We start from the raw sequence: 19666 nt of genomic DNA, 5'->3' as shown, positions 1-19666 counted from the left end.
TCGCTTATGTTATGATGATGGTATAAAGATGTGTTTGGAAAGGAGGCGCTTGTATGTTCCATGGGCTCTGGCTCATAATGGCACTCATACTGGCCGTCAGCCTGTCACTGTACCTTGTGGTCATGGCCGTCCTTGTCACCGCATATCTCCTGTTCTGTGGTCCCTATCTGTGGTGGGCCTGTGCCCATCTCCCCAAGGACAGGCGGCCCTTCTCCATGGGACGGGATTTCCACAACGCATGGCGTTTTTACCGCTCCAGGCTGACAGGCAAGCCCCCGGTCTTTCTATGACTGGGGCTTTTTTATTCCTGGAACAGGTTTCCCAGTGCCCGGGTGAATCCCTGTTCCAGGTCATCCTGCCGCCAGCGGCGTGCGCACCTGGCCAGGCCCGCCAGACGGATGAAGTCATCCGCGTCCATCCCGTCCAGTTCTCCCGGTATCATGCCGGAAGGCAGGTACATATGGATGAGCAGCCGGCTGGTCCCCACGAAGTCCGCCTCCAGTTCCCCCTGCGCATCCTCTATAACTTTTTTACTGCGGTCGCCTTTGACAGGCCAAGCATGGCCAGCAGCTTCTCCCCAACCGACAATGCCATGGCCGGGTACTCCTTAAAGTCCGCCTCCAGCGTCTCCCGCTGGTCCGGATGGATGTTATCCAGGCAGAATGCCGTCAGGGCCTTGCTGTTTGAGGTCTGGACCGTCTTTAAGTACCGGTCGTAGGATGGGGTTTTGGGTTTACGGAAGAAATAGGTCTTGTCCTCCTCCGTCTCGTCATCCACCTGGAGGGTGACGGTCACCTCGTAATACTTCTCATCCGTCCCCTTTAGCTGCTCTCTCAGTTCCTTTGCTTCCATTTCTTTCTCCTCTTTCTTATAATTAGAAATTCACGCCGTTTAACTTCCCGCCACGGCAGGCAAAACCGTCCAGTGATACCGTGTTCTCCTTATCCCCCTGCTTTGCGGAAAAGCTGTGCTTGTTAAGGATGACCTTGTTTAAGACATCCGTCACCGTATCCTGGTCCTCATTGGCATAGGATACGGTTATCTTGTCAAGCAGCAGGCGGGACAGGGTCTTTCCCTTCCGTTTGCACCAGGCTAACAGCACGTTGTAATCCTCACGCCCCATGACCACCTTCACCGTATTCTTCTTGTTTCCGGTCCCATAGCCGCATGGTGCGCCTCCCCTGCGGTAAATGAGCTCCGCTTCCTGCTCAAAGTCATAGGATATCTCCGTGATGGCGATTTCCTCCAGCCCCGGGACATTGATGGTGATGTCCTCCCAGCTGTATACCTTTCCGTTGACCATTTCCCAGTCCCTCCTAATTCCTGTATGGGTTCTCCATGGCCAGGCTGAACCGGAATTCCCGGACATACCCCCTCGGCACAAAGGATATCACCAGGTCCAGGCGCTCATCCTGCAGGATGTTCACATGCTCCAGGTCCTCAATGGACACGGAACCGCTTGACAGTTCCCCGGCCTCCGCCATGTCTTCCAGGGGGATGTTCAGGGTCTCCAGGATGTTGTTGATATCCGTCTCCATGTCATCGGAGGCGCTGATATCCATCTGCACCATGTTGACAGCCCGCTTGTAGATTTCCCGTATCATCTTGTTCAGTACGCGCACATGCTCCGCATACCGGTAATCGCTGCCCTCGCGGCACAGCACACGCGCGTTGTTTACATAGCATCCGTCAATGCCGTAGTACTTACGCCAGGTCAGGTAGCCGGCGTCATCCAGCTCGCTGATATGGTCCTCAATGCCCTCCGGCATGAGCCGGGTCATCTTGGCCTCCGAGATGGAAAAGGTATCCACGCGGCCTATGGACTGGGCCACGCCGGCTATCCCGTACAGCCCCGCCACAATCCCGGCGTTGTTGATGCACTGCTCCCGGCCGTCCCAGCGTGTGTACTGGGACCAGGCGCTGCACACCTGGACGTAATAGCTGTCTATCCCCTTGGCCTCCGCCTTCAGCGCGGCGGTATATTCATCCAGGCTTTCCTCCGCCCCTTTATTACGTGCCTCACACAGGAAGAACACAGGGCGTCTGTACAGGGACAGGAACAGTTCCGCACTGGCAGCCAGGGAGGCCCAGAGTGCTTTCGCGGATGTCCCGGCCACATGGATGAACTCAAAGTCCAGGTCACTGTTATACAGGCTTTCCACCGCCTTTAGGACCGCGCTGTTGCTCACGGCCGGGGCCGTGGTTGAAAACCGGTAGGTATCCCCTGCCTTGAATTCTTCCGCAAATGTAAGGGTGATTCCGGTACCGGCAAGCTCCTTCTTCCCGCTGAGCGGGATGGTCTCCTCCGCTTCGTAGCTGTATCCGCCATTGACGGAGCAGCAGAAGGCTGCCGTATTGGGCGGTCCGTCCTCCGTTATCTTCAGGATGATATCATATGCGTTGTTCGGTGTCCCGCTTACGCTTACGGTCCCTCCCCCCGTCCCGCTGTGGGCAACCTCCCCGTTGGTACCTGCGGTCTCCGGACGGACCGGCACGCAGTAAATCCGGGATGCCCCGTTCTCAACGCTGTCAATGCAGGCGTCCGCCAGGGGGCTGAGCCCCAGCTTTTCCTTCATCTGCTCCGGTTTCATGCTCCCTGTAATCAGGATGGGGACCGTTGTCTCCACCGGGGAAGCCCCAATCTTTACGTGGACCCCGGTCCCGGTGCTTCCGGAATTGCCCAGGCTCCCGTCCTCCACAACAAATGTCACGTCCCTCAAGCTCATCTTGTTCCTCCCGTTCCGGCCATGGGTCCCTCCTTAAATGCAGTGATGGCTTCCAGGTATTCCTGCTCCGTCACCTGTTTCCCGGGCCTCCAGCCCTTCAGGCACAGGGTGCCGGCGTAGACGGCCGGACCCGTGCCGTGCACGTTGTACCAGTGTTCTATGGTCTCATGGACAGGCACAGCCGGTTCTGCTGCGGTCTCCGCGCCCGTCCCCTTTTCTTCCTTTGCCATTGCCTTTTTCCTTTCCCTTTCTCAGGCCGGCCGGATTCCTCCGACCGATGCCGCTTTCTTTTTGTCATCCCGGTAAATGCCCCCGTGGAAGGTGACCGGTATCTGGCATGCGATGTTGGCCTTCAGGATGCTGTCCTCCTTATCGACCCACTCCACCTCTCCCAGTTCAATGTCCACATAGTTTCCATCCAGACGGATTCCTTGTCCCAGCGCTTCTAAGAACGCCAGGAAGATGGCCTCACAGGCCTCCTCCGAATATTCCCCGATGACCACCTTGAAGCGGGTGTCCACGGCATAGACCCTGGTCCGCACGCACCGAACCCCGTTTTGGTCTTCATAGTTGCGTTTTGAGCCGTCTCGCGTGATGGTCTGGCCTTCCCGCAGCACCGCTCCCACATGGCTGTCCGTCTTCAGCTGCAGCCGTTTCCAGGTGGTAATCACTTCATTTTTGATTCCTGCCTTTTCAAGGCATTCCTTCAGGTATTCCTTTTCCCGTCTCATCAGGCCCTCCTGACTGCGTATTCCACTTCGCTTCGGATTTCCTGCAGGTCCTCATCTGAAATCCCTAAAAATGGCCTTGCAGGGATATGGATGGTCACCCTCTTTGCCGTGACCCACACACCCTTGTACCGGAACCTCAGGTACTTTGCCTTCTTGGCCCGGATGGTCCTCTCATCCCCGTACTGGTGCGTGGCCGCGTAAATGGTATTGGTCCCCACCGCCGCTCCGGTGGAATCCGCGATGGCCCGGATGGACTGCTTCAGGCGGGTGGTCTGGGTCAGCGTGATGCCCTGTCCCTCCTGTTCCCGCAGGGAGACAGGCCAGGGCTTCCCCTCCGGGCTTTTCCTGCTCCGGAACCGGTCCATGGTGGTGGACCACAGCCCCTCCGCCACGTCCTTCATCAGTGCGGACCGGTTTATGCCCGACAGGCCCGCCAGCTTTTTCTGGAGCTCCGGGAAATCCCCGGACAGGGTTGTGGTCATCCGCATCTTAAAGCCCCCTCATGGTTGCCCTGGAAAACAGCCTTGGGCTGGATGATATCCGGAATCCCTCCGCTGCTGCTTTTGACGGGTCCGTGCCTTCCTTCACGATGTCGGTCTCACCTTTTGCCACCTTTGTTAAGAACGCGATGGCGTTCTTATACCGCGTCAGGTAGTTGTTCTCCCGTTCCCCTTCATCGATTCCCGCCCGTGAAATCAGGTTATAGACCGCGATGTCCTTTGAGTACTTCCGGATGACCGCCGGCACGGGGGACATGGGGACCGGGTACCGCTTCATCAGGTACCCGTCTATCTCCGCATCCGCATCCCCGATGGCCTCACGGGCCAGGGGCTCCAGCATCTCCCGGCGTTTTTGGGGGTCCTCAATGTACCGGTCACCGATAATAGGGTTCATGGCATCCTCCTTCAGCATGTCCATGACGTCCCCCGCTTCACAGTATGCCATGTCTGTCTCCTTCCCTTCCCTTAGCTTGATTCCCCGGTGCTGCCATAAGCCATCTGCCAGAAACCGTAGCCTACGTTATTGCGGCCGTCCGCGCCGTACAGGAATTCGTCCCGCATGAATACATTGTCATCATTATCCGCCGTCTTGCTGACCAGCTTTATCTTCTTGCGTTCCTGGTAGATGATAGGTTTCAGGGACCTCCTGGTACACAGGAGATACCATGCGTCCTCCTGGGCCGCCAGTTCCGGTTCCACCAGGAGTTTTGCTGTCCCCTTGTACACGTTGGAGCTGCCGTTTATGAACTCCGCCTCCAGTATCTGCCGTCCCATCTCCTCATTGGCCGGGGATACCACTAACAGGTCCGGCACCAGGCCCAGGCTCTTGCCCTTGTCTCCCACCAGGCTCATGATGGCGGTACGTCCCGCCTTGTAGGCCTCCATGGATAACTTCTTGGTGCCCAGGTTGGATACCTTTTTCTTTTCTACCGGGTGGTCCGCACTGAAAAAGGGCTTACCATCATAACACGCGTTTTTAAACCCGGCCATGAGTGCACCGTAGCACTGTTCATTGGGATGACGTGCTGCACACTCGCCAAGATTCTGGAACATTGGGTTGTATACGCCGTAGGTATCATCCTCAATGTCATCCCGCGGGACCGCAATGGTCATCTCAAACTTCTTGTTCTTGATGACATAATCATAGGCACTCAGGTTCTGGATTTCACGGTCCCCAATCCATTCCCGCATCTGCGGCATCTGCCCCAGCCAGTTATAGGACTGGTCCCGGGTGGTGCTGGGTACTGTGGTTGCTATCTGCTGGTAGGTCGTTGGCGTTTCCGCCAGGGCCTTGTTGAAAATCACGCTGTATCCGATGGACATGCTCCGGATGTTCGCCTGGTTAATAATCATGGCTGTTTCCTCCTCATTCTTATGCTTGCTTACTCCGCGGCCGGCATGACCGGCTGGTTGAACCACACCGTCACCCCGTCCGCTTCTACCGCCAGCACCGTTCCGGCCGGGCTGCTTCCCGTGGAGGCCATGCTGATGGTGACCGCATCCTCCAGATAGCAGGTCCTTAAGATATCCGTTGCCTTTGCCTGGCTCCCCGGGGTGGCGGAATTCTCCATCACGAATGCCCCGCGGCGCACCTTCACCCGGATGTCCCCGTCCTCCCCGTTCCGGTTATCCGCCGGCTCCAGGGCCACCCCGGCCACCGTGAGGTTGGCCGCCTTCGAGGCCGGCACCGCATATCCGTCCGTCCCAAGGGCCACCATGGTGGCCTCCGTGATGGCCGCGCCGGCTGCCACCGGCAGCACCAGCGTATTAGGGTCTAACTTCTCATTCCCCGTCCGTATCATCTTCCATACCTCCATACTTCTTTAAATCCTCCTCGGTCACGCCCTGGTTCTTTAAAATCTTCCAGTCAACCCCGTCCTGTTTCCATTCATCCGCCGCAAAGGCGGTCTTTCCCATGGGGACCACCACCGGGGCCTTCTCCACAAATTTGGCAAAGCCCTTGGGGTCGGACAGGGCGTACGCAACCGCCCATTCCTTCTGGGCCGGGGACAGCTTCCCATCCTTCATGGCCAGGCCCACCAGTTCCTCCGCTTTCTGGCTGGCCGCCTGCTTTTCAAGCTCCGCCACCCGCCGCTGCAGGACAGAGTCACCGGCCTTGAATGCCATGATTCTTGCCGTCACATCCTCTGTCCTTGCATCTTCCGGAAGGCCTAACAGGTCCAGCACGGTCTTGTTGGCTACCAGCTGTGTCCCTTCCTTTGCCGGGCCCTCCTTTCCTTCCTGGCCCCCCTGTCCTTCCTCCGCTGCCTGCTGTGTAAGCTCCTTAATCCGCTTCAGGACGTCCTCTTCTGCCGCCCCTTCCTCCAGCCCCAGAAGTTCAATCAGTGCACTTAATTCCATTCTTGGTTCCTCCTCTTCCTCAATGCTCAATGCATCGGAATTTATGATTGCAAACATACCGGTGATGGCCGGGGTATTGGTCAGCGCCGCGCTGTGGAACACCGCCGCGTGCTGGTCTGCCTTTTTAACCAGTACCACCGGGGACAGGTAGCGGTATTCCTTGTTGGCGATATACTCCCGCCCCTTTTTGGTCCACTCCACCCGGGCCATCAGGGCATCCTCACCCGGATACAGGTCCTTTATCCAGCCGGCCGCCGGGGCCTGCACGTCACTCAGGGTCTGGTGCTCATAATCAATCACCAGGTCCAGCCGGCGTGCCTTGAACTGCTGGATGATTCCGGCAATATCCCGGTCATCCACCTCAAAGTCTCCCTTTGTGCTGCTCACATGCCCTTTGGGCAGCACCCGGATGACCTCCGGCACCCCGCTCAGGTCGATTCCCGACAGGGGCCGGACCGTTAATTCTGTCTTCTTCATCCCATGCGCCTTTCTGTTTTGCGTTTTAACGCGCCATTGACGCGTTTTGACGCGTTAAATTTATCCGGGGCTGGAATTCCCCGCCGGACGGTCCGGATTGGCCTTACGCGCCTTCTGCTGTTCCTGGTACAGCTTCCTTAAGACCGGTGGGAACGCAGCCAGGTCCGGCCTCCACTCCGCCTTCGCCGGGTTCGTCCGGAACTTCGGGTCCGGCAGCAGCGCCTCCGTCTCTCCTGTGGCCATATTGGACGTATCCGGCAGGGCCTGCTCTACGGTAAGCCCCATACGCCTTACCTGCTCCTCCGTCCTGGAGACAACCATACACCGGCAGCCGAATCCGTTGGGCGGATACCAGATATCCCACACCGGGGAATCCGCTGGGAATACCCGGCCGTCCATGGCCGCGTGGCTTTCCCTCACATGCCTGTCCCCGGCCGTCTGGTACTGCCAGTACCTCCGCTGTCCCATCACATCCGGGTCCGTCATCTGCTGGTAATGGCCTACGCTGTAGGCTGTAAGCATGTTCTGACGGAAGATACGGTCCGCATGATAAGGCGTCAGGCCGTCATAGCCCCTCTCCTCCAGGAAACGGTCCATGTTTTCCTGGAATCGTGCCTTCGTGGTCCCTTCCTCTATGGCCCTTTTCAGTTCCTCCAGGAACTGGTTCAGGACCTCAAGCTCCGTATAACCGGCAACCGAAAATGCCAGGGGGCGGTACCATTCCTTCAGTTTCCTGAAGTCCTCATACCGGATGACCCCCTTCTGTTCCAGGAACGCTAAAGCTTCACCGAACACCTCCGGCTCCGTCCCTTCCTTCAGTTCCTTTAATATCTGCTCATCCATCCTGCATCCGCCCCAACATGTTTGATACATACATGACCTGCTCCACCAGCTGGTCAAAATCCTTCACCTTCATGGCATTGTATAACTGCCGCAGGGCCTCCTCGTCCTTCAGCTGCTCCTGCAGGCCTTCCAGGCTGTCGCAGTGCTCCACTAGCTCCAGGACCGGTGACATCATCTGCCGGAAAAAGGCACTGGACTGCTTCACGGCCGCCTCCTCCAGGCGGTCCAGCACCCGCTGGCCGTCTGCTTCCTTTCCATCGGCCTTCAGTCTGAGGCCCTGGAACATGCCGGTGCCAGGCTGCCCCATCCCCTGCATCCCGGGAGCTGCCGGGGCCTTCCCAATGGTTTCCTCCCCCTTTTCCGGGGCCGGGATATTGAACTTCTTGTACAGCCAGCTCTTAGGGATTTCCAGACCGGTGGCCGCCAGGGTGTTCACGATTTCCGCGGTTTCCTTCAGGTCATCCGTATCGGTGGCGTTCAGGACGAAGTACGGTACATGGGCCCGGATGCCGAAGTTGAACTCCACCAGCGGCCGGATGAGGTCCCGGCGCACCGTCTCCATCACCGCCTTGCAGTCCGCCTCCGTCAGGTCCTTCCTCACATCGTTATGGGTCTTGGACTGGGCGTAGGAACCGCCGGAATCCGATGTCAGGGTCTGCCCCACGATGGCCTTGCTCATCTGTTCATCACAGAACCGGGCCAGCCTTTCATAGATATCCACGCTGGACTGCTTGTTGGATTCAATAAACTTGATGTCAGTCCCGGACGGCACGATACCCGCGGCATCCGTCCCCATCCTTACGATGGCATCCATCAGGGCTGCCTTATCCTTTTCACTGGCCGTTGCGTCATAGGTCCCCAGCCGCAGGGGCATCCCGTAGACCTCGCAGAAACTGACCCAGTCCTTCAGGTCATAGTTTTTAAACAGGTACATCCAGGCCACCACCCGCAGGACGCCATACCGGGAAGGGTGGCCCGAACGCGCCTTGTAACGGTGGACGATGAACTTGTTTTCCGGAAGGGGTATCCCTCCCGGGAACGCCTCCGTCCGGAGCATGAGCGCATCGGTCAGGGTATCATAATAAAACTTTTTCTGGTGGACGTACTCAATGTTCCCCACCACCACATGGCCGTCCCGGTATTCCCACTCGATTTCCTGGAAACTGATGCCCTTTCCGATGGCATCCAGGATGTCCATGAGGTTGTCGCTGAACCCGTCCAGCTCCTTCAGCTGTTCCTCCACGAAAGCCGCTATCTCCTGGTCTGTTCCGTCCTGCGAAAAGGGCTGCACCTCCCAGTCCAGGCCCGTCACCGCAAGCTTGCGGGTCTGCAGCTGGGAGAACAGATGGGTGTCCTTGCTTTCCATCTCCTCGAACAGCTCCATCTGCCGGAAGGGGTCCCCGGCGTCCGCCTCCTTGAATATCCGGGCCAGCTTTACCGGTGTCAGGCCGTCAGACGGGTAGCTGCTGAATTTATCGTTCACATCCCGGATGGCAACCGCTGCCATGATGGGCCCCCCGCCTTTTGCCATTTCCGGTGGTAATCCCTTCTTATTCTTCTTTGCCATCAGTATGCCCCCTCCCCAAACCGCATGGCCCGCCTTAACACGGACTTATAGTCTGTCTTCTTCGCCATGGACTTCACCGCCACCGCCAGGGCCACGGCCATCTGAAGGCCGTCCGGGGCATCATCATTCCTGCCCATCGGGAACTCCTCCAGCTGCTTAAGCAGCGTCTTATGCTTCCGGTTAAACTTGATATACCCGTTTTTAATGTAGGGCTGCAGGGACTGGATGCGCAGCATCTTGTTGGCAGTGGACTGGATTTCCTCGATGGGGATGTACTCCCCCAGTTCTGCCGACAGCTGCGCCATGACTTCCTTGAAGAAGTACTGGAACTGCACCGTCTCCACCCCGAACCGGAAGAACCCCTTATGGTAATCGCGCTTCAGGCGCCTTGACATCTCAAACACGTCCTGGATGATGACATCCGGCTTCCTGCGTTCCACGCTGGCCGCCTCCACATACATGTATCCGGTGTACTGGTCCAGGGCCAGGTTGATGATGGAGGACGTGTCCGCCTTTTTGTTCTTCCCCAGGGACGGGTCATTGGACCCGACAAAGAGGTATCGGCTGTCCGTAAAGTCCACCAGCTCCTCCTCGTAGTAATCAAACCACTCCGGGTTGAAGGCCGCATTATCCGGGTCGATGGGATTGTTCTGCAATTCGCTGTTAAAGGCCGCCTCTCCGTCTGAAATGCGGATGACCATCAGTTTGTAATAATCCATCTTCTCCGGCCACAGGACCTGGGTTCCTATCAGCATTTCCGCCTCGTTTGCCTCGTAAAATTCCCGGGCGTGTTCCTTGTGCTTATCGTCAAACAGGTTGGTATAAATCTCTATCCAGCGCTCCCACAGTTCCTCCCGCTTTGCAAAGGACAGCACGGCCTGATAGGTTCGGGAATCATACTCCGGATTCTTCAATACTCCGCTGAGCAGGGAATCGTAATGGAGCACCGTACCGATGTACATGATATCCGTATAGGTATCCCCGGCTTTGGATACCGCCTTCTTGAACCAGGATTCCAGCTTCCGGCGCTGCTCCGCCGTGTTGACGTTCTCGTCATTCTCCACATCGTCCAGGACAATCAGGTCCGGCCTCCAGGCCCGGTGCCGGCGGCCCCGTATCTTCTTTCCGGAGCCGATGGCCTCAATCTTGATGTCCTGGGCCGTCAGGATGACATTCCCCTTCCACACCTTTCCCTGCTGCCGGCCGAAGTCCTCCTGGATGTCCCGGTTTTCTTCCAGCTCTGTCTTGATGTCCGTTAAGAACCCTTCGGCCTGGTCGGACGAATCAGACAGGATGATGATGTAATGCTTGTACCGGTATAAAGCCGCGTGCAGGGAATCCTTAAATGTAAAGTTGGTGGACTTTGCATGGCCTCTCGGCGCTGCCACCACGTTCCGGCTCCCGTCCAGCCGTGAGATGGCGGCCGCTTCCTGGTATGGGTTGCGCCCCTTCAGCACGCCCCCGGTCCAGACTGCATCCAGCTCCTCATGGAAGGCCGGGGATTTGCGGACAAAGTAGTGTTTTAAGTAGGCCCGGCCAAAGTATCCCAGGTCGATGGCGGCCAGGCGCTTCCTGAGCCCCCTTGGACCCGTCAGGGGATGCCCGTCCCGGTACATCCGCATCAGCTCCCGGCGCTCCGGCTCATGGTCCGTCCGGCGCAGGACATATGCCTCAAACAGCTCCCGCTGATGGGCCTCCCGTTCCTGCTCCTCCCGGCCTTCCTCCTCTTCCAGGCGCTCCAGGTATTCGTTGATATCAATCATGCAGCATCAGCTCCTTTGCACGGGTCAGGATTTCCTTCAGCCTCATCTTCAGCTCCGGGTCTGACTTGATGGTCTTCATGATTTCCTCCTCCATTTCCTGAAAGGCCAGGTCCGCCTTATCCTTCATATCCTGGCGGACCTTATCCTTATAGGCCTTGGTCCGGCTTAAGGAGGCAATCAGACGGCCTGCCTTGTCTAACGGCAGGTAGTCAAACTCATCCTCAGCCGTTGCCAGGCGGTTAATCAGGCCATCCATCATCAGCATCAGACCCGCCTCGGTATAATCCGCATCCGGGTTCTTCCGGACCACGTTTACCAGGGCCTCGGTCCGGGACTGGGCCTCCAGTAAGCGCTGGGCGGCCGTGTTGCTCCGGACCGCATACCGCCCCACGCTGCTTCTGCTGATTTCATAGCCCTTTTCCTTCAGCCAGCCGCTGACGTCCTGGTAGCTGTTGGATGTATCGGCCAGCATCACGTCTACCTGTCCTTTGATTTCAGACGGCAGTTCGTCAATCTTGGAGGATATGCGGTTCTTCTTCCTCGTCCTTCCCATCAGACATCCACTCCCGCGTCCTCTATGGTGCCCTCCGCCAGGTCCACACCGGCCTTGGTCAGCCGTATCACGGCATCCTTGGCGTATGCGTTGTAGGCGGTCACCTTCAGGTTCGTGAACTCAATGTATCCGGCGTCCTTCAGGTAATCCAGGTATTTGGTGATGTCCGGGGATACGATTAATCCCGCCGCTATCATGGAATTGGACAGCTGCCTGGTCAGCGCCGTGTTGTTATATCCTTTTACCAGGGACCGTATGATATAGCCCCTGACTGCCTTGTTGTGCTGGATTTCAGCCAGCTCCCTATCATCCATCCGCTTTGCCTCCCTGTCTTACCAGTAACCGGTCCAGCTTGCTGTCCATGGACCGCATCTTGTCCTCCACCCCGTTCATGCTCCGGAAGAAATCCTCCCGCAGCACGAAGGTCGTGGCAAAATCACCCTTGATGGAGCTCAGCTCCTTCTGTACCGCCTTGATGTCCGCCTCCTGCTTGTCCTCCAGCTTGGTGACCCGCTCGTCAAACCTGGCAATGGTGCTGTCCAGCTTGCTCCCGACACCGCTTACGGACCGCTTGAAGTCATCAATCATCATCTTTACCAGGAACCAGAGGACCGTCCCCACCGCAGTGGCTGCCATGCCGATTGTGACTGCATCGTTCATGCGCTTCCTCCCGGATGTCTGTATCTTGCCCACAGCTGTGCCAGCTTCTCCCAGCCGTACATGGCCAGGAAGGCCACATAAAAGGCCACTACCAGGGCCAGGACCGGTCCCCACCAGGCGGCCGCGGCCTCCGTGCCGGTCACATACCACCAGTAAACCAGCTGGCATAGGATGACCGACAGCACAATCACCTGCACGGCCGTGGGTATCCTTCCCAAAAAGCCGATTTCCTTGGTTACCTCCGTGATGACGCTGACCGTAAAGGCCGCCACCGCAATGGCCGCCATCATGAGGGCCAGCTGCTGGGTATACTGCCCCGCCAAGGTCTGTAATACGTTCTCCATTTCCCATTCCTCCTCGCTCGTTCTGTCTGTCCTGGGACAAAAAAACAGGACATGACTTTCGTCATGTCCATAGGATAATCCATCTGGAAACATATTGTTAGCCCAAGCATTTTGGACAACTCATCTTTTTCCAGCCTCTCCGGATTCCCCGTCCAGGAACTCAAACAGGCTGATTTGTGTCGGGTCCAGGTCCCGTACAATCTGTAATATCTGGTTGGTGGTCAGGTCGTACTCCTTGGCCAGTTCCTTGGCGTTCCGACCATTGTATTCCCGCCGTATCCGGCGGTTCCGCGCCGGGGCCAGGATGCGCTCCGCCTTGGGCAGGTATATCTTGTCCCCCATGAAATACCGGGACAGCTTCAGCACGTTCTTTAAACCTATCATTTCCACCACCAGGCGGTACGGCTCCGCGATATCCTCCAGGGTGGTATCCGCTTCCAGCTCCTCCATCAGCTCCCTGCGCATCCGTATCCCCTCCTCTTATTCCGCCAGGCCTTCCCACTTAAGTGCGCCGTCCGCATCCGGGGTCAGTATGACCGGCTCCGTGACCATGCGGCCGGCCCCGTCCATCAGGTACCATTTCCCATCTATGGTCTGCTGTCCCTTTACCATGGCACCATCACTTCCCAGATAGTACCAGTCTCCCTGGTACTGGTACCAGGTGTCCCTGACCATGCGGCCGGTCCCGTCAAACCAGTACCAGCGGCCATCCACGTCCAGATACCAGGCGTTACGGACACATTGGCCTGTATCCCCCAGGTAAAACCGCCAGACGCCGTCCTCTTCCTGCCAGCCGGATTTCCTGGCCGGCTCCTCCGGCACCACGTCATCCAGCAGATAGCGCCGGACGCACACCAGTCCCTTGTTCCCGCGTTTGGTGGATGTCTTCGTGTTCTGGCGCTGGGTACAGTAGGATACCATGTTCTTATAGGATGGGCGGCCGCTTCCGTGCCCGCAGATGATGGTATCCTCCCCGTCCAGCGTATGCACCATCTCCACATGGCCGATGGTCTGCGGCCGGCTCTCGTCCGTCCCGGCAAACTCCAGCATGTCACCTACCCGCAGCAGGCCGATGTCCCGCACCTGGCCGTCCCGGATGGGGACGTCCACCGTCACCAGCCGCGCGGACTGGTAGATGCCGGCTGTGTTCAGGATGCCGAAACCATATCCGGCTTCCTTGTATGCATAACAGATGGAGCTGGAGCAGTCGCTGTAATAGTTCCCATCACTGTGTTTCCGGTAGCAGTAGTCCCGCAGCGGCTGGCTGTAGTGGTTCCTTCCGATGAGCTCGTCATACTTCCTGGCCACGGCCTGTCTCTTTTCGTCTGCTTTCATCACTTGTCCTCCCTTTCATAGGCAATTTCCAGCTTCAGCTTGGATGTCACAATCAGGGACCGCTTGATTTCATCCATGCTCCAGTCAATCCCCTCATCCGGAAGGATGGCCTGTATCAGTTCTGCGTTTTTAATCTTTGATATGTAGTACAGGTCCATGTCCAGGTTGGGGGCGGCGGCCTCCGCGGCCTCCTCCGTGGTCCCCTTGCCCAGATATCCCAGGACGGACAGCAGTGTCTTCTTATCCTCCTTGTAGTCCCCCTTCAGCCTCCGGGCCAGCACCTCCCTCTGGCCCTCGCTCACCGGTACGCTCATCTCCTTCAGGTAATCCTCTAATGTGTACTCAAAGGTATAATCGTTGGCGGCAATGGCCTTCAGGGCCTTCTGCAGCTTCCTGTCCAGGGTATAGGTGGTCTTCGTGGTCTCCGTCACCAGCCCTGTGCACACATCCTCACCGATGGCCTGTTTTAACCGGGGCATGTTGAGGATGTCTATCTCCTTCGGCTCCGACACGGCCACATAGCTGCCGTCCGTCCCGTACATGCGGCAGTACTGGTTATTCCGGTCCTTTAAGACCGACAGTCCCCGGTTCTGGATTTCCGCCTTGTATTTCTCCAGGGCGGACCTGGCATCCTCGGCCACCTTCATGGCCGCCACGGCCAGGTCCACCAGCTCCTTATCATTTACCAGTCCCAAATCCATCATGTAAGCTCCTTCCGTTTCTGCTTCACGTATTCATCCACCAGCTGGTCTGCGCAGGCACGGCAGACCCCTTTGCCATTTTTCTTAAGATGGATTTCCCCGCTGCCGCAGTAGATGCAGCGGGCCTGGTAGGCCCGGATGACCAGCTCGTTCCTGTCATTGACCTCCAGCTCAATGGCGTCCCTGGGTTCCATCCCCATGGACCGCCTGAGTTTCACGGGGATGTTGACCCCGCCCTTGCTTGTAATGCGCTTGTATTCCATTGCTTCCTCCTTCTTATCCCATATCCCAGGTATGTCCCTCCCGGATGTCCTGGGCATGCTCCTCATCCAGGCGGGCCGTGGCCGCCAGGAAGATGTCCAGCATGGCGTCCTTGACTTCCTCCACGCCCATTCCGCGTTTTACTGCCTCCGCTGCCACGATGGCGGCGAACACCCCCAGCATCCGGGCCATGTCCTCCATGCTCACATCCGTCCCGCCCATCCGGATGGTCCCGTCCTCCCGGACCAGCTCTATCCGGGCTTGTGTTGGTTCCATAGGCCCTCCCTTAAAACTTCTTTTTTCCTATCAGCGTGTTGACGATGGCCTCCACCTCGTCCGCGGCCCGGGCCAAGCCGGCCCGGCTGCTGCGCATGACTGCCTGGTACCCTTCACACATCTCCTTCAGCAGACGGATGCGCTCCTGGTATTCCTGTATCTGTCCTTCCCCCTCCTGCAGGATGGCCTGGTAGGCACGGTTCTGCTCCTCCGTTTTACGCCTTGTCTCCTCCAGGCGTCCCTGGGCTTCCTCCAGGCGCTGGACCATCCGTTCCACATACAGCTTGTCCAGGTCCGGCCCGCAGCCAAGGTCCACCCGGTACAGGGTGATGACGTTGTGGTTCTCGGCATTGGCCAGCAGTATCCACAGGCCGTTCACATATACCTCCTTGGGTACCCGGTCCTTCCCGCCCTCCGTCCGGCCCGTATAGACCCGTTTCCCGTAACGCAGCATCCGGTTGATTTCTTCCTCTATCCGTTGGCTGTGCTCTGCCACATAGGCGGTTATCTCCAGCCGGCTGTCCCGGTCCTTGCACCGCTCGGCATAACGTTCCTTTGCGTGGTTGCTCACGGTATACATGGATGTTTCCTTTCCTGTCTCCATCCCTTCGTCCCTCCTTATTCATCCTCCGGCATGACATAGGTCTTGGGTGGGATGGCCACAAAGGCCGGCTGATGACGTCCGGTAACCAGGTCCGTCCCTCCCGTGCAGGAGATGTAATTTGACTGTTCCTTCAGGATGGCCTGGAGCACCTCCTTTGCCTGCTCCTTCCGGCGGTAAAACCCTAACGCAAGCTCCTTCCGGTCCGTCTTCCGGTTAAGCAGGAGCACGTAATCCGGCCGGCCGGTACCCGGGGCTGCAATGCGTATCTCATCCATGGATTCCGTGGTCAGCAGCCGCTCCTTATTCTGTGTCAGTATCCACATGTTCCTTCCCCCCTTCACCATCCGGTTCCATGCCGGTCTCCTCCGGCACTCCCGTTACCATCTCCCTTATGTAGCGGTGCGGCACGTTGCAGTCCACGGCATTTTTCATCAGTTCCGCGGATGTGCTTTCCCGTATGAGCCGGTAGAAATCGGAAAAGGTGACCTCCACCCGGTCCTCTTTTGAGATTGCATCCAGTAGTGTTCCCATCTGTTTCTCCTTCCTTCCGGTATCCCGGAAATGTTACTTTTTCTCAGTTTCCATAGCCTTCCTAATGGCCCTTAACTCCTTCAGGATTTCAATTAACACCTTCAGGATTTCGACCTTGGTCGTATACTCAAACATTGCCATGATTTCACCTCCATAACCACCCCGGCTCCTGGCCTTTCCTCTTCCGTACCGGCCTCAGGACCTTCAGCCTGATACCATCCCACAGGACCTTCAGTCTGGCATGGTCCCACTCCGCTGCCCAACTTCCACGCATGGGTTCCTCTATCCGTTCAATCAGATAACGCGCCTTATACTCCCTGCCGGTATCACTATAATAGGTAATCAGCTGATGGTGACGGATATCCAGCAGCTCCATAAGCTCAAAGTTTCTGTACTGCCCTATGTACCTGCCATGGTCATACAGCCTGAAATAGGTTGGTCGCCCTGCCATACCGGTCCCCCCTTCCCCTCAAAACCAGGCCTCATCTACCGGAGCGCTTCCACCATGAGCTGGATGCCTGCCTTCATCCCGGCTATGTAGTTCTCTTCCTGGGCCCTTCCTGATAGCTCAATATCCATTTCCTCTAATTCGTCAAACGCCTCCAGCTGGCCTTTTTTTAATGTTTTCCGGAATCTCTGGTGGGCTTCATAGTTCTCCTTCATCCAGCGTTTATATGCGCGGGAATAGTCCATTCCGTCAGCCGGACGGAAGTCACCATGGAATATGCGTTTAAAGAGCTTCGTATGTTTCCCTGGCATGACTACACCTCCTGTCCTGCAAATGCAAAACACTCCGTCCCGATTCCTTCCTCATCCAGGACAATAATCCCCTTCCCATCCGGGATACCAAAGAGTCCATAAGCCGCCCAGTTGCAGCCAGACGCATCTCCCGCCTTCGGGGCCCCCTTTCCCGTATATCTTCCAAGGCACTCCTGGCAGGCACAGTCTGGTCCTTTGGCTCCGGCCTCTTTAAAATCCCTGATTGATGCAATATGTCCGCACATGGGGCACTCAAACTTCCAATCCATGTAATCCCCGCCGAAACGTCTTGTCCCTTCCTCCCTCCATTCCTGGATTGTCATTATCTTATGCGTGGCATCCTCAACGGTCATGTCCGCTCCTGTGTGTAACTTAATTGTCCGTTTCATCTCCGCTCTCCTCTCTTTTACGGTTCTATCCTATGGCTCCGGCGCACTATCTCATCATGGTATTTCTTTGCGTCCTCCGCCTTCCGGTCCCATAAGGCCCACATGCAATGCAGGACCCCCAGGAGGTAGGACTGGGCAAGGGCCGCATCCGCCCAGGACTTTTCATCCAGATAATCCTGGTATTCCCGGTATTTCCGGTCAAACAGCTGCATCAGTCCTTCCATCAGCTCAGCATCCCTTCCGGCATATCCTTCTTCATCTGCTCCTTCTCTATTTCCCGGCGCACATGCTCCCCCAGCTCCAGGGTCTGCTTCAGCTGGACCGCCTCCCTGGCAAGCTGGCTCTCGCGCAGAAGGGCTCCTGTATCCAGCTCCATCCAATCAGATTTCTGTTGCTGTGTAGCTGGATGCCCCAGGTAGATGGCCGTGGCTTCCAACTGCGCACATAGGAGCCCAGCCATAGCAGACCCAAACGTCCCCTTACCTTCCTTATCCTTCATCCCCGGCCATCCTCCTTTTCAGGCTTCCGCTCCAGGATGGCCTTCATGGCCTCAATCAGTCCCTGGCACTGGTAATAGGTCAGCCATTCCACTGCATCCACTCGGTACATCCGGTGGCACAGGGCACGGACCTGCCGCTCCTCCCAGCCCAGCTTCTCCTTCAGCTGGCCTATCTTACGGCGCTGCCGGCCGGTCTGCGGGTTCCCCCTGCGTTCCGGCAGCCTCCCTTCCTGCCGCTTGATATCGTCCTTCTGTTTCTGCAGGATATGGCAGACATGGGACAGCTCCGACCGGTTCAGTTCACGGATGCTGTCCTTCCCGGTCTCCCGGGCCACCAGTAGGTGCAGCTCCTCCTCGGTCAGCCCCAGCTCCTTTGACTTGGCTAACCCCCAAAGGGTCTTGATGGTATACCTATATCCCGTTCCCATAGGCTTTCCCTCCTCCTGGCAGGCAGGGCACTTCCCTCCTGAGCCGGCTCCTGCGTTCCTGTAGGAACACAGGGATTTGGGGTCCCGTCTCCCTGACCTTTGGCGCAGCCGGTTCCCGCACCTCCGCGGAACTGGCCTTCAGGTTGATATCATAGGCCCCCAGCTCCCCAAGTTGCTGGAGGATATATCCCATGATGTCCGCCTCCCCCAGGTTCACCTTGTCCTCCGGGCATGTGTATGTGATGGTCAGTATCTTACGTTTCATCGTCCATTCCCTCCCTACAGCAGCATCATGGCGGATGCCTCGTTGATGATTGTTTCCGTGATGGTCGTCTGTTCCCGTTCCCGCATCAGACGGATGACGTTGTTCATGGTCCGGTCAAACAGCCGGAAACAGCCGTTCTTGCTGTTCCTGGCCCGGCTGGTCAGCACCTCCATGGCCCTCTCCTCCACGCTCCAGTCCTCCAGGTAGCGCTCTACCTCGGTTTTTCCCAGGCCATGGAGCCGGTACGCAAAATCCATACGGTTGGCAAACCGTTCATCATACGCAGCCAGGTGGGCCTCCAGGGACAGCTCCCCCGCCAGTACCATCCCTACCGCGGCCGAATCCATGATGGTGCGCAGGAGCTCAATCTTCTTGATGGTGTACTTGTTGATGAGCTTGTCCGCCTCGTCCACTATCATCAGATACCCCCGGTTCACGTTGAAGAACTCACAGATTTCCTCCAGACGTTCGTCATTCGTACCGTAGCGCTTTGGCAGGCACAGCTGCTTCTCTATCCGCCTTACCAGGTCCCGGCAGCTCATGGACTCGTTGCACTCGATGTAGATGACACGGGGCAGCCTGGCGTACTGCTTCAGGCTGTAGGTCTTACCGTAGCCGGACCGCCCCACCACGATGGCGCTTCCCTGCTGTTGCTGGCACAGGTTGCAGATGCCTACTATGTTGATGTAATCATCGGATTCAAACACATCCGGCTTGCTTCCCATCCGGGGCGGCACTTCCTCTTCCAGCAGCGGCTCCTGCTCTCCCGCTTCCTCCGGTTCTTTCTGGGAGGCAAACTCACGCGCAATCTGCTGGGCATACTTATCTGCCACCTGTGGTTTCTCCTTCCGGAAAGCCGCTTCCTGCTCTTCTGTCTCTTCCAGCCACCTCTCCAGACGTTCCTCCAACTTTGCCGGGTTGCTGGGATACTTCCCGTTTAAGTACTGGCTCAGCATGGAGCGGGAACACCTCATCCCCTCCTTATCAAACTGCCAGGCCAGCTCCGTCTTGTTCATGTTTATGATTCTTAATCTGAGGCACACACGTTCTGCCAGACTTTTCATTTACGATACCCTTCCTTTCCGTTTGATTG

35 protein-coding genes are annotated in these 19666 nt (G+C 57.4%); 1 reads left to right on the top strand and 34 read right to left on the bottom strand.

Translation table 11 applies throughout. The features are described from left to right. Window positions 1-53 precede the first annotated feature (53 nt). A complete protein-coding gene (locus tag MCJ35_RS28275; RefSeq protein ID WP_002572712.1) occupies window positions 54-290 on the top strand; it encodes a hypothetical protein in 237 nt (78 codons plus the stop codon). Window positions 291-301: 11 nt separating this feature from the next. Here the strand turns inward: MCJ35_RS28275 and MCJ35_RS28270 are convergent, their stop codons facing one another. The 34 genes from MCJ35_RS28270 to MCJ35_RS28105 all read right to left on the bottom strand — a co-directional run bounded on the left by MCJ35_RS28270 (window position 302) and on the right by MCJ35_RS28105 (window position 19637). Next, on the bottom strand, window positions 302-487 hold the full coding sequence (locus MCJ35_RS28270; RefSeq protein WP_002593032.1) for a hypothetical protein: 186 nt from the start codon (window positions 485-487) through the stop codon (window positions 302-304). A gap of 32 nt (window positions 488-519) precedes the next feature. Then, window positions 520-852, bottom strand: coding sequence for a DUF6848 family protein (locus MCJ35_RS28265; protein ID WP_002593031.1), 333 nt, complete (start codon window positions 850-852; stop codon window positions 520-522). A gap of 22 nt (window positions 853-874) precedes the next feature. Next, window positions 875-1303 (bottom strand): hypothetical protein, encoded by a 429-nt coding sequence (locus tag MCJ35_RS28260; protein WP_002584815.1) that lies wholly within the window; start codon window positions 1301-1303, stop codon window positions 875-877. 13 nt (window positions 1304-1316) lie between these two features. After that, complete coding sequence (locus MCJ35_RS28255; protein ID WP_002593030.1) at window positions 1317-2726, bottom strand: DUF2586 domain-containing protein; 1410 nt, start codon at window positions 2724-2726, stop codon at window positions 1317-1319. After that, a complete protein-coding gene (locus tag MCJ35_RS28250) occupies window positions 2723-2956 on the bottom strand; it encodes a hypothetical protein (protein ID WP_002593029.1) in 234 nt (77 codons plus the stop codon). Before MCJ35_RS28250 ends, MCJ35_RS28255 begins: the two co-directional genes overlap by 4 nt. A 21-nt stretch (window positions 2957-2977) precedes the next feature. Further along, a complete protein-coding gene (locus MCJ35_RS28245; protein ID WP_002593028.1) occupies window positions 2978-3457 on the bottom strand; it encodes a hypothetical protein in 480 nt (159 codons plus the stop codon). After that, window positions 3457-3945, bottom strand: a complete 489-nt coding sequence (locus MCJ35_RS28240) for a phage virion morphogenesis protein (RefSeq protein ID WP_002593027.1) — start codon at window positions 3943-3945, stop codon at window positions 3457-3459. Before MCJ35_RS28240 ends, MCJ35_RS28245 begins: the two co-directional genes overlap by 1 nt. 1 nt (window position 3946) lies before the next feature. After that, window positions 3947-4402: a gp436 family protein gene (locus MCJ35_RS28235; protein WP_002593026.1), complete on the bottom strand. Its 456-nt coding sequence runs from the start codon at window positions 4400-4402 to the stop codon at window positions 3947-3949. 20 nt (window positions 4403-4422) lie between these two features. Beyond that, window positions 4423-5310, bottom strand: coding sequence for a Mu-like prophage major head subunit gpT family protein (locus MCJ35_RS28230; RefSeq protein WP_002572721.1), 888 nt, complete (start codon window positions 5308-5310; stop codon window positions 4423-4425). 29 nt (window positions 5311-5339) lie between these two features. Next, window positions 5340-5759 carry a hypothetical protein gene (locus tag MCJ35_RS28225; RefSeq protein ID WP_002593025.1) on the bottom strand — a complete coding sequence of 140 codons (420 nt, stop codon included), beginning with the start codon at window positions 5757-5759 and terminating at the stop codon, window positions 5340-5342. Beyond that, entirely contained in the window at window positions 5740-6795 is a 1056-nt protein-coding gene (locus MCJ35_RS28220) for a phage protease (protein ID WP_002593024.1), read from the bottom strand. Before MCJ35_RS28220 ends, MCJ35_RS28225 begins: the two co-directional genes overlap by 20 nt. A gap of 60 nt (window positions 6796-6855) precedes the next feature. Next, on the bottom strand, window positions 6856-7668 hold the full coding sequence (locus MCJ35_RS28215; protein WP_002593023.1) for a phage head morphogenesis protein: 813 nt from the start codon (window positions 7666-7668) through the stop codon (window positions 6856-6858). Further along, entirely contained in the window at window positions 7631-9205 is a 1575-nt protein-coding gene (locus MCJ35_RS28210) for a DUF935 domain-containing protein (RefSeq protein WP_002593022.1), read from the bottom strand. Before MCJ35_RS28210 ends, MCJ35_RS28215 begins: the two co-directional genes overlap by 38 nt. After that, window positions 9205-10968: a phage terminase large subunit gene (gene terL, locus MCJ35_RS28205; RefSeq protein ID WP_002593021.1), complete on the bottom strand. Its 1764-nt coding sequence runs from the start codon at window positions 10966-10968 to the stop codon at window positions 9205-9207. The genes MCJ35_RS28210 and terL overlap by 1 nt, the downstream gene beginning before the upstream one ends. Then, complete coding sequence (locus MCJ35_RS28200) at window positions 10961-11521, bottom strand: phage protein Gp27 family protein (protein ID WP_002593020.1); 561 nt, start codon at window positions 11519-11521, stop codon at window positions 10961-10963. The genes terL and MCJ35_RS28200 overlap by 8 nt, the downstream gene beginning before the upstream one ends. After that, window positions 11521-11835 carry a hypothetical protein gene (locus MCJ35_RS28195; RefSeq protein ID WP_002593019.1) on the bottom strand — a complete coding sequence of 105 codons (315 nt, stop codon included), beginning with the start codon at window positions 11833-11835 and terminating at the stop codon, window positions 11521-11523. The genes MCJ35_RS28200 and MCJ35_RS28195 overlap by 1 nt, the downstream gene beginning before the upstream one ends. Then, complete coding sequence (locus MCJ35_RS28190) at window positions 11828-12181, bottom strand: hypothetical protein (protein ID WP_002593018.1); 354 nt, start codon at window positions 12179-12181, stop codon at window positions 11828-11830. The genes MCJ35_RS28195 and MCJ35_RS28190 overlap by 8 nt, the downstream gene beginning before the upstream one ends. Then, a complete protein-coding gene (locus MCJ35_RS28185; RefSeq protein WP_002593017.1) occupies window positions 12178-12525 on the bottom strand; it encodes a hypothetical protein in 348 nt (115 codons plus the stop codon). The genes MCJ35_RS28190 and MCJ35_RS28185 overlap by 4 nt, the downstream gene beginning before the upstream one ends. Window positions 12526-12645: 120 nt before the next feature. Then, window positions 12646-12990 (bottom strand): Mor transcription activator family protein, encoded by a 345-nt coding sequence (locus MCJ35_RS28180; protein ID WP_002593016.1) that lies wholly within the window; start codon window positions 12988-12990, stop codon window positions 12646-12648. A 15-nt stretch (window positions 12991-13005) separates the two neighbouring features. Then, window positions 13006-13860 carry an N-acetylmuramoyl-L-alanine amidase family protein gene (locus tag MCJ35_RS28175; protein WP_002593015.1) on the bottom strand — a complete coding sequence of 285 codons (855 nt, stop codon included), beginning with the start codon at window positions 13858-13860 and terminating at the stop codon, window positions 13006-13008. After that, complete coding sequence (locus MCJ35_RS28170) at window positions 13860-14564, bottom strand: hypothetical protein (RefSeq protein WP_002593014.1); 705 nt, start codon at window positions 14562-14564, stop codon at window positions 13860-13862. The genes MCJ35_RS28175 and MCJ35_RS28170 overlap by 1 nt, the downstream gene beginning before the upstream one ends. After that, a complete protein-coding gene (locus MCJ35_RS28165; RefSeq protein ID WP_002593013.1) occupies window positions 14561-14824 on the bottom strand; it encodes an AbrB/MazE/SpoVT family DNA-binding domain-containing protein in 264 nt (87 codons plus the stop codon). Before MCJ35_RS28165 ends, MCJ35_RS28170 begins: the two co-directional genes overlap by 4 nt. Before the next feature lie 13 nt (window positions 14825-14837). After that, complete coding sequence (locus tag MCJ35_RS28160; RefSeq protein ID WP_002593012.1) at window positions 14838-15098, bottom strand: hypothetical protein; 261 nt, start codon at window positions 15096-15098, stop codon at window positions 14838-14840. 10 nt (window positions 15099-15108) lie between these two features. Then, on the bottom strand, window positions 15109-15702 hold the full coding sequence (locus tag MCJ35_RS28155) for a hypothetical protein (RefSeq protein WP_002593011.1): 594 nt from the start codon (window positions 15700-15702) through the stop codon (window positions 15109-15111). Window positions 15703-15716: 14 nt separating this feature from the next. Beyond that, window positions 15717-16025, bottom strand: coding sequence for a hypothetical protein (locus MCJ35_RS28150; protein ID WP_002593010.1), 309 nt, complete (start codon window positions 16023-16025; stop codon window positions 15717-15719). Continuing rightward, entirely contained in the window at window positions 16003-16233 is a 231-nt protein-coding gene (locus MCJ35_RS28145; RefSeq protein WP_002593009.1) for a hypothetical protein, read from the bottom strand. The genes MCJ35_RS28150 and MCJ35_RS28145 overlap by 23 nt, the downstream gene beginning before the upstream one ends. Before the next feature lie 145 nt (window positions 16234-16378). Further along, the gene (locus tag MCJ35_RS28140) at window positions 16379-16684 is read right to left on the bottom strand and encodes a hypothetical protein (RefSeq protein ID WP_002593008.1); all 306 of its coding nucleotides are present in this window, start codon (window positions 16682-16684) and stop codon (window positions 16379-16381) included. A gap of 35 nt (window positions 16685-16719) precedes the next feature. Beyond that, entirely contained in the window at window positions 16720-16992 is a 273-nt protein-coding gene (locus MCJ35_RS28135; protein WP_002572741.1) for a DUF6809 family protein, read from the bottom strand. 2 nt (window positions 16993-16994) lie between these two features. After that, window positions 16995-17381 carry a VVA0879 family protein gene (locus tag MCJ35_RS28130; protein ID WP_002593007.1) on the bottom strand — a complete coding sequence of 129 codons (387 nt, stop codon included), beginning with the start codon at window positions 17379-17381 and terminating at the stop codon, window positions 16995-16997. 17 nt (window positions 17382-17398) lie between these two features. After that, window positions 17399-17605, bottom strand: coding sequence for a hypothetical protein (locus MCJ35_RS28125; RefSeq protein WP_002593006.1), 207 nt, complete (start codon window positions 17603-17605; stop codon window positions 17399-17401). Then, window positions 17605-17880 (bottom strand): hypothetical protein, encoded by a 276-nt coding sequence (locus tag MCJ35_RS28120; protein ID WP_002593005.1) that lies wholly within the window; start codon window positions 17878-17880, stop codon window positions 17605-17607. The genes MCJ35_RS28125 and MCJ35_RS28120 overlap by 1 nt, the downstream gene beginning before the upstream one ends. Then, window positions 17877-18308, bottom strand: a complete 432-nt coding sequence (locus MCJ35_RS28115; protein ID WP_002572745.1) for a regulatory protein GemA — start codon at window positions 18306-18308, stop codon at window positions 17877-17879. Before MCJ35_RS28115 ends, MCJ35_RS28120 begins: the two co-directional genes overlap by 4 nt. Beyond that, window positions 18292-18573 carry a hypothetical protein gene (locus MCJ35_RS28110; RefSeq protein WP_002593004.1) on the bottom strand — a complete coding sequence of 94 codons (282 nt, stop codon included), beginning with the start codon at window positions 18571-18573 and terminating at the stop codon, window positions 18292-18294. The genes MCJ35_RS28115 and MCJ35_RS28110 overlap by 17 nt, the downstream gene beginning before the upstream one ends. Window positions 18574-18587: 14 nt before the next feature. Next, window positions 18588-19637: an AAA family ATPase gene (locus MCJ35_RS28105; protein ID WP_002593003.1), complete on the bottom strand. Its 1050-nt coding sequence runs from the start codon at window positions 19635-19637 to the stop codon at window positions 18588-18590. Between the last annotated feature and the right edge of the window lie 29 nt (window positions 19638-19666).

The sequence above is a fragment of the Enterocloster sp. OA13 genome (assembly GCF_022440595.1).
In the GTDB taxonomy this organism is placed as follows: Bacteria; Bacillota; Clostridia; order Lachnospirales; family Lachnospiraceae; genus Enterocloster; species Enterocloster hominis.
The sequence above is the reverse complement of the archived record's forward strand: the minus strand, read 5'-3'. Positions and strand labels throughout refer to the sequence as shown.

What these genes read in the sequence shown, in the direction of transcription:
- MCJ35_RS28275 (WP_002572712.1), top strand. Translation starts at nt 54, where the DNA reads ATGTTCCATGGGCTCTGGCTCATAATGGCACTCATACTGGCCGTCAGC.
- MCJ35_RS28265 (WP_002593031.1), bottom strand. Translation starts at nt 852, where the DNA reads ATGGAAGCAAAGGAACTGAGAGAGCAGCTAAAGGGGACGGATGAGAAG.
- MCJ35_RS28260 (WP_002584815.1), bottom strand. Translation starts at nt 1,303, where the DNA reads ATGGTCAACGGAAAGGTATACAGCTGGGAGGACATCACCATCAATGTC.
- MCJ35_RS28255 (WP_002593030.1), bottom strand. Translation starts at nt 2,726, where the DNA reads ATGAGCTTGAGGGACGTGACATTTGTTGTGGAGGACGGGAGCCTGGGC.
- MCJ35_RS28250 (WP_002593029.1), bottom strand. Translation starts at nt 2,956, where the DNA reads ATGGCAAAGGAAGAAAAGGGGACGGGCGCGGAGACCGCAGCAGAACCG.
- MCJ35_RS28245 (WP_002593028.1), bottom strand. Translation starts at nt 3,457, where the DNA reads ATGAGACGGGAAAAGGAATACCTGAAGGAATGCCTTGAAAAGGCAGGA.
- MCJ35_RS28240 (WP_002593027.1), bottom strand. Translation starts at nt 3,945, where the DNA reads ATGCGGATGACCACAACCCTGTCCGGGGATTTCCCGGAGCTCCAGAAA.
- MCJ35_RS28235 (WP_002593026.1), bottom strand. Translation starts at nt 4,402, where the DNA reads ATGGCATACTGTGAAGCGGGGGACGTCATGGACATGCTGAAGGAGGAT.
- MCJ35_RS28230 (WP_002572721.1), bottom strand. Translation starts at nt 5,310, where the DNA reads ATGATTATTAACCAGGCGAACATCCGGAGCATGTCCATCGGATACAGC.
- MCJ35_RS28225 (WP_002593025.1), bottom strand. Translation starts at nt 5,759, where the DNA reads ATGATACGGACGGGGAATGAGAAGTTAGACCCTAATACGCTGGTGCTG.
- MCJ35_RS28220 (WP_002593024.1), bottom strand. Translation starts at nt 6,795, where the DNA reads ATGAAGAAGACAGAATTAACGGTCCGGCCCCTGTCGGGAATCGACCTG.
- MCJ35_RS28215 (WP_002593023.1), bottom strand. Translation starts at nt 7,668, where the DNA reads ATGTATCAAACATGTTGGGGCGGATGCAGGATGGATGAGCAGATATTA.
- MCJ35_RS28210 (WP_002593022.1), bottom strand. Translation starts at nt 9,205, where the DNA reads ATGGCAAAGAAGAATAAGAAGGGATTACCACCGGAAATGGCAAAAGGC.
- terL (WP_002593021.1), bottom strand. Translation starts at nt 10,968, where the DNA reads ATGATTGATATCAACGAATACCTGGAGCGCCTGGAAGAGGAGGAAGGC.
- MCJ35_RS28200 (WP_002593020.1), bottom strand. Translation starts at nt 11,521, where the DNA reads ATGGGAAGGACGAGGAAGAAGAACCGCATATCCTCCAAGATTGACGAA.
- MCJ35_RS28195 (WP_002593019.1), bottom strand. Translation starts at nt 11,835, where the DNA reads ATGGATGATAGGGAGCTGGCTGAAATCCAGCACAACAAGGCAGTCAGG.
- MCJ35_RS28190 (WP_002593018.1), bottom strand. Translation starts at nt 12,181, where the DNA reads ATGAACGATGCAGTCACAATCGGCATGGCAGCCACTGCGGTGGGGACG.
- MCJ35_RS28185 (WP_002593017.1), bottom strand. Translation starts at nt 12,525, where the DNA reads ATGGAGAACGTATTACAGACCTTGGCGGGGCAGTATACCCAGCAGCTG.
- MCJ35_RS28180 (WP_002593016.1), bottom strand. Translation starts at nt 12,990, where the DNA reads ATGCGCAGGGAGCTGATGGAGGAGCTGGAAGCGGATACCACCCTGGAG.
- MCJ35_RS28175 (WP_002593015.1), bottom strand. Translation starts at nt 13,860, where the DNA reads ATGAAAGCAGACGAAAAGAGACAGGCCGTGGCCAGGAAGTATGACGAG.
- MCJ35_RS28170 (WP_002593014.1), bottom strand. Translation starts at nt 14,564, where the DNA reads ATGATGGATTTGGGACTGGTAAATGATAAGGAGCTGGTGGACCTGGCC.
- MCJ35_RS28165 (WP_002593013.1), bottom strand. Translation starts at nt 14,824, where the DNA reads ATGGAATACAAGCGCATTACAAGCAAGGGCGGGGTCAACATCCCCGTG.
- MCJ35_RS28160 (WP_002593012.1), bottom strand. Translation starts at nt 15,098, where the DNA reads ATGGAACCAACACAAGCCCGGATAGAGCTGGTCCGGGAGGACGGGACC.
- MCJ35_RS28155 (WP_002593011.1), bottom strand. Translation starts at nt 15,702, where the DNA reads ATGGAGACAGGAAAGGAAACATCCATGTATACCGTGAGCAACCACGCA.
- MCJ35_RS28150 (WP_002593010.1), bottom strand. Translation starts at nt 16,025, where the DNA reads ATGTGGATACTGACACAGAATAAGGAGCGGCTGCTGACCACGGAATCC.
- MCJ35_RS28145 (WP_002593009.1), bottom strand. Translation starts at nt 16,233, where the DNA reads ATGGGAACACTACTGGATGCAATCTCAAAAGAGGACCGGGTGGAGGTC.
- MCJ35_RS28140 (WP_002593008.1), bottom strand. Translation starts at nt 16,684, where the DNA reads ATGGCAGGGCGACCAACCTATTTCAGGCTGTATGACCATGGCAGGTAC.
- MCJ35_RS28135 (WP_002572741.1), bottom strand. Translation starts at nt 16,992, where the DNA reads ATGCCAGGGAAACATACGAAGCTCTTTAAACGCATATTCCATGGTGAC.
- MCJ35_RS28130 (WP_002593007.1), bottom strand. Translation starts at nt 17,381, where the DNA reads ATGAAACGGACAATTAAGTTACACACAGGAGCGGACATGACCGTTGAG.
- MCJ35_RS28125 (WP_002593006.1), bottom strand. Translation starts at nt 17,605, where the DNA reads ATGGAAGGACTGATGCAGCTGTTTGACCGGAAATACCGGGAATACCAG.
- MCJ35_RS28120 (WP_002593005.1), bottom strand. Translation starts at nt 17,880, where the DNA reads ATGAAGGATAAGGAAGGTAAGGGGACGTTTGGGTCTGCTATGGCTGGG.
- MCJ35_RS28115 (WP_002572745.1), bottom strand. Translation starts at nt 18,308, where the DNA reads ATGGGAACGGGATATAGGTATACCATCAAGACCCTTTGGGGGTTAGCC.
- MCJ35_RS28110 (WP_002593004.1), bottom strand. Translation starts at nt 18,573, where the DNA reads ATGAAACGTAAGATACTGACCATCACATACACATGCCCGGAGGACAAG.
- MCJ35_RS28105 (WP_002593003.1), bottom strand. Translation starts at nt 19,637, where the DNA reads ATGAAAAGTCTGGCAGAACGTGTGTGCCTCAGATTAAGAATCATAAAC.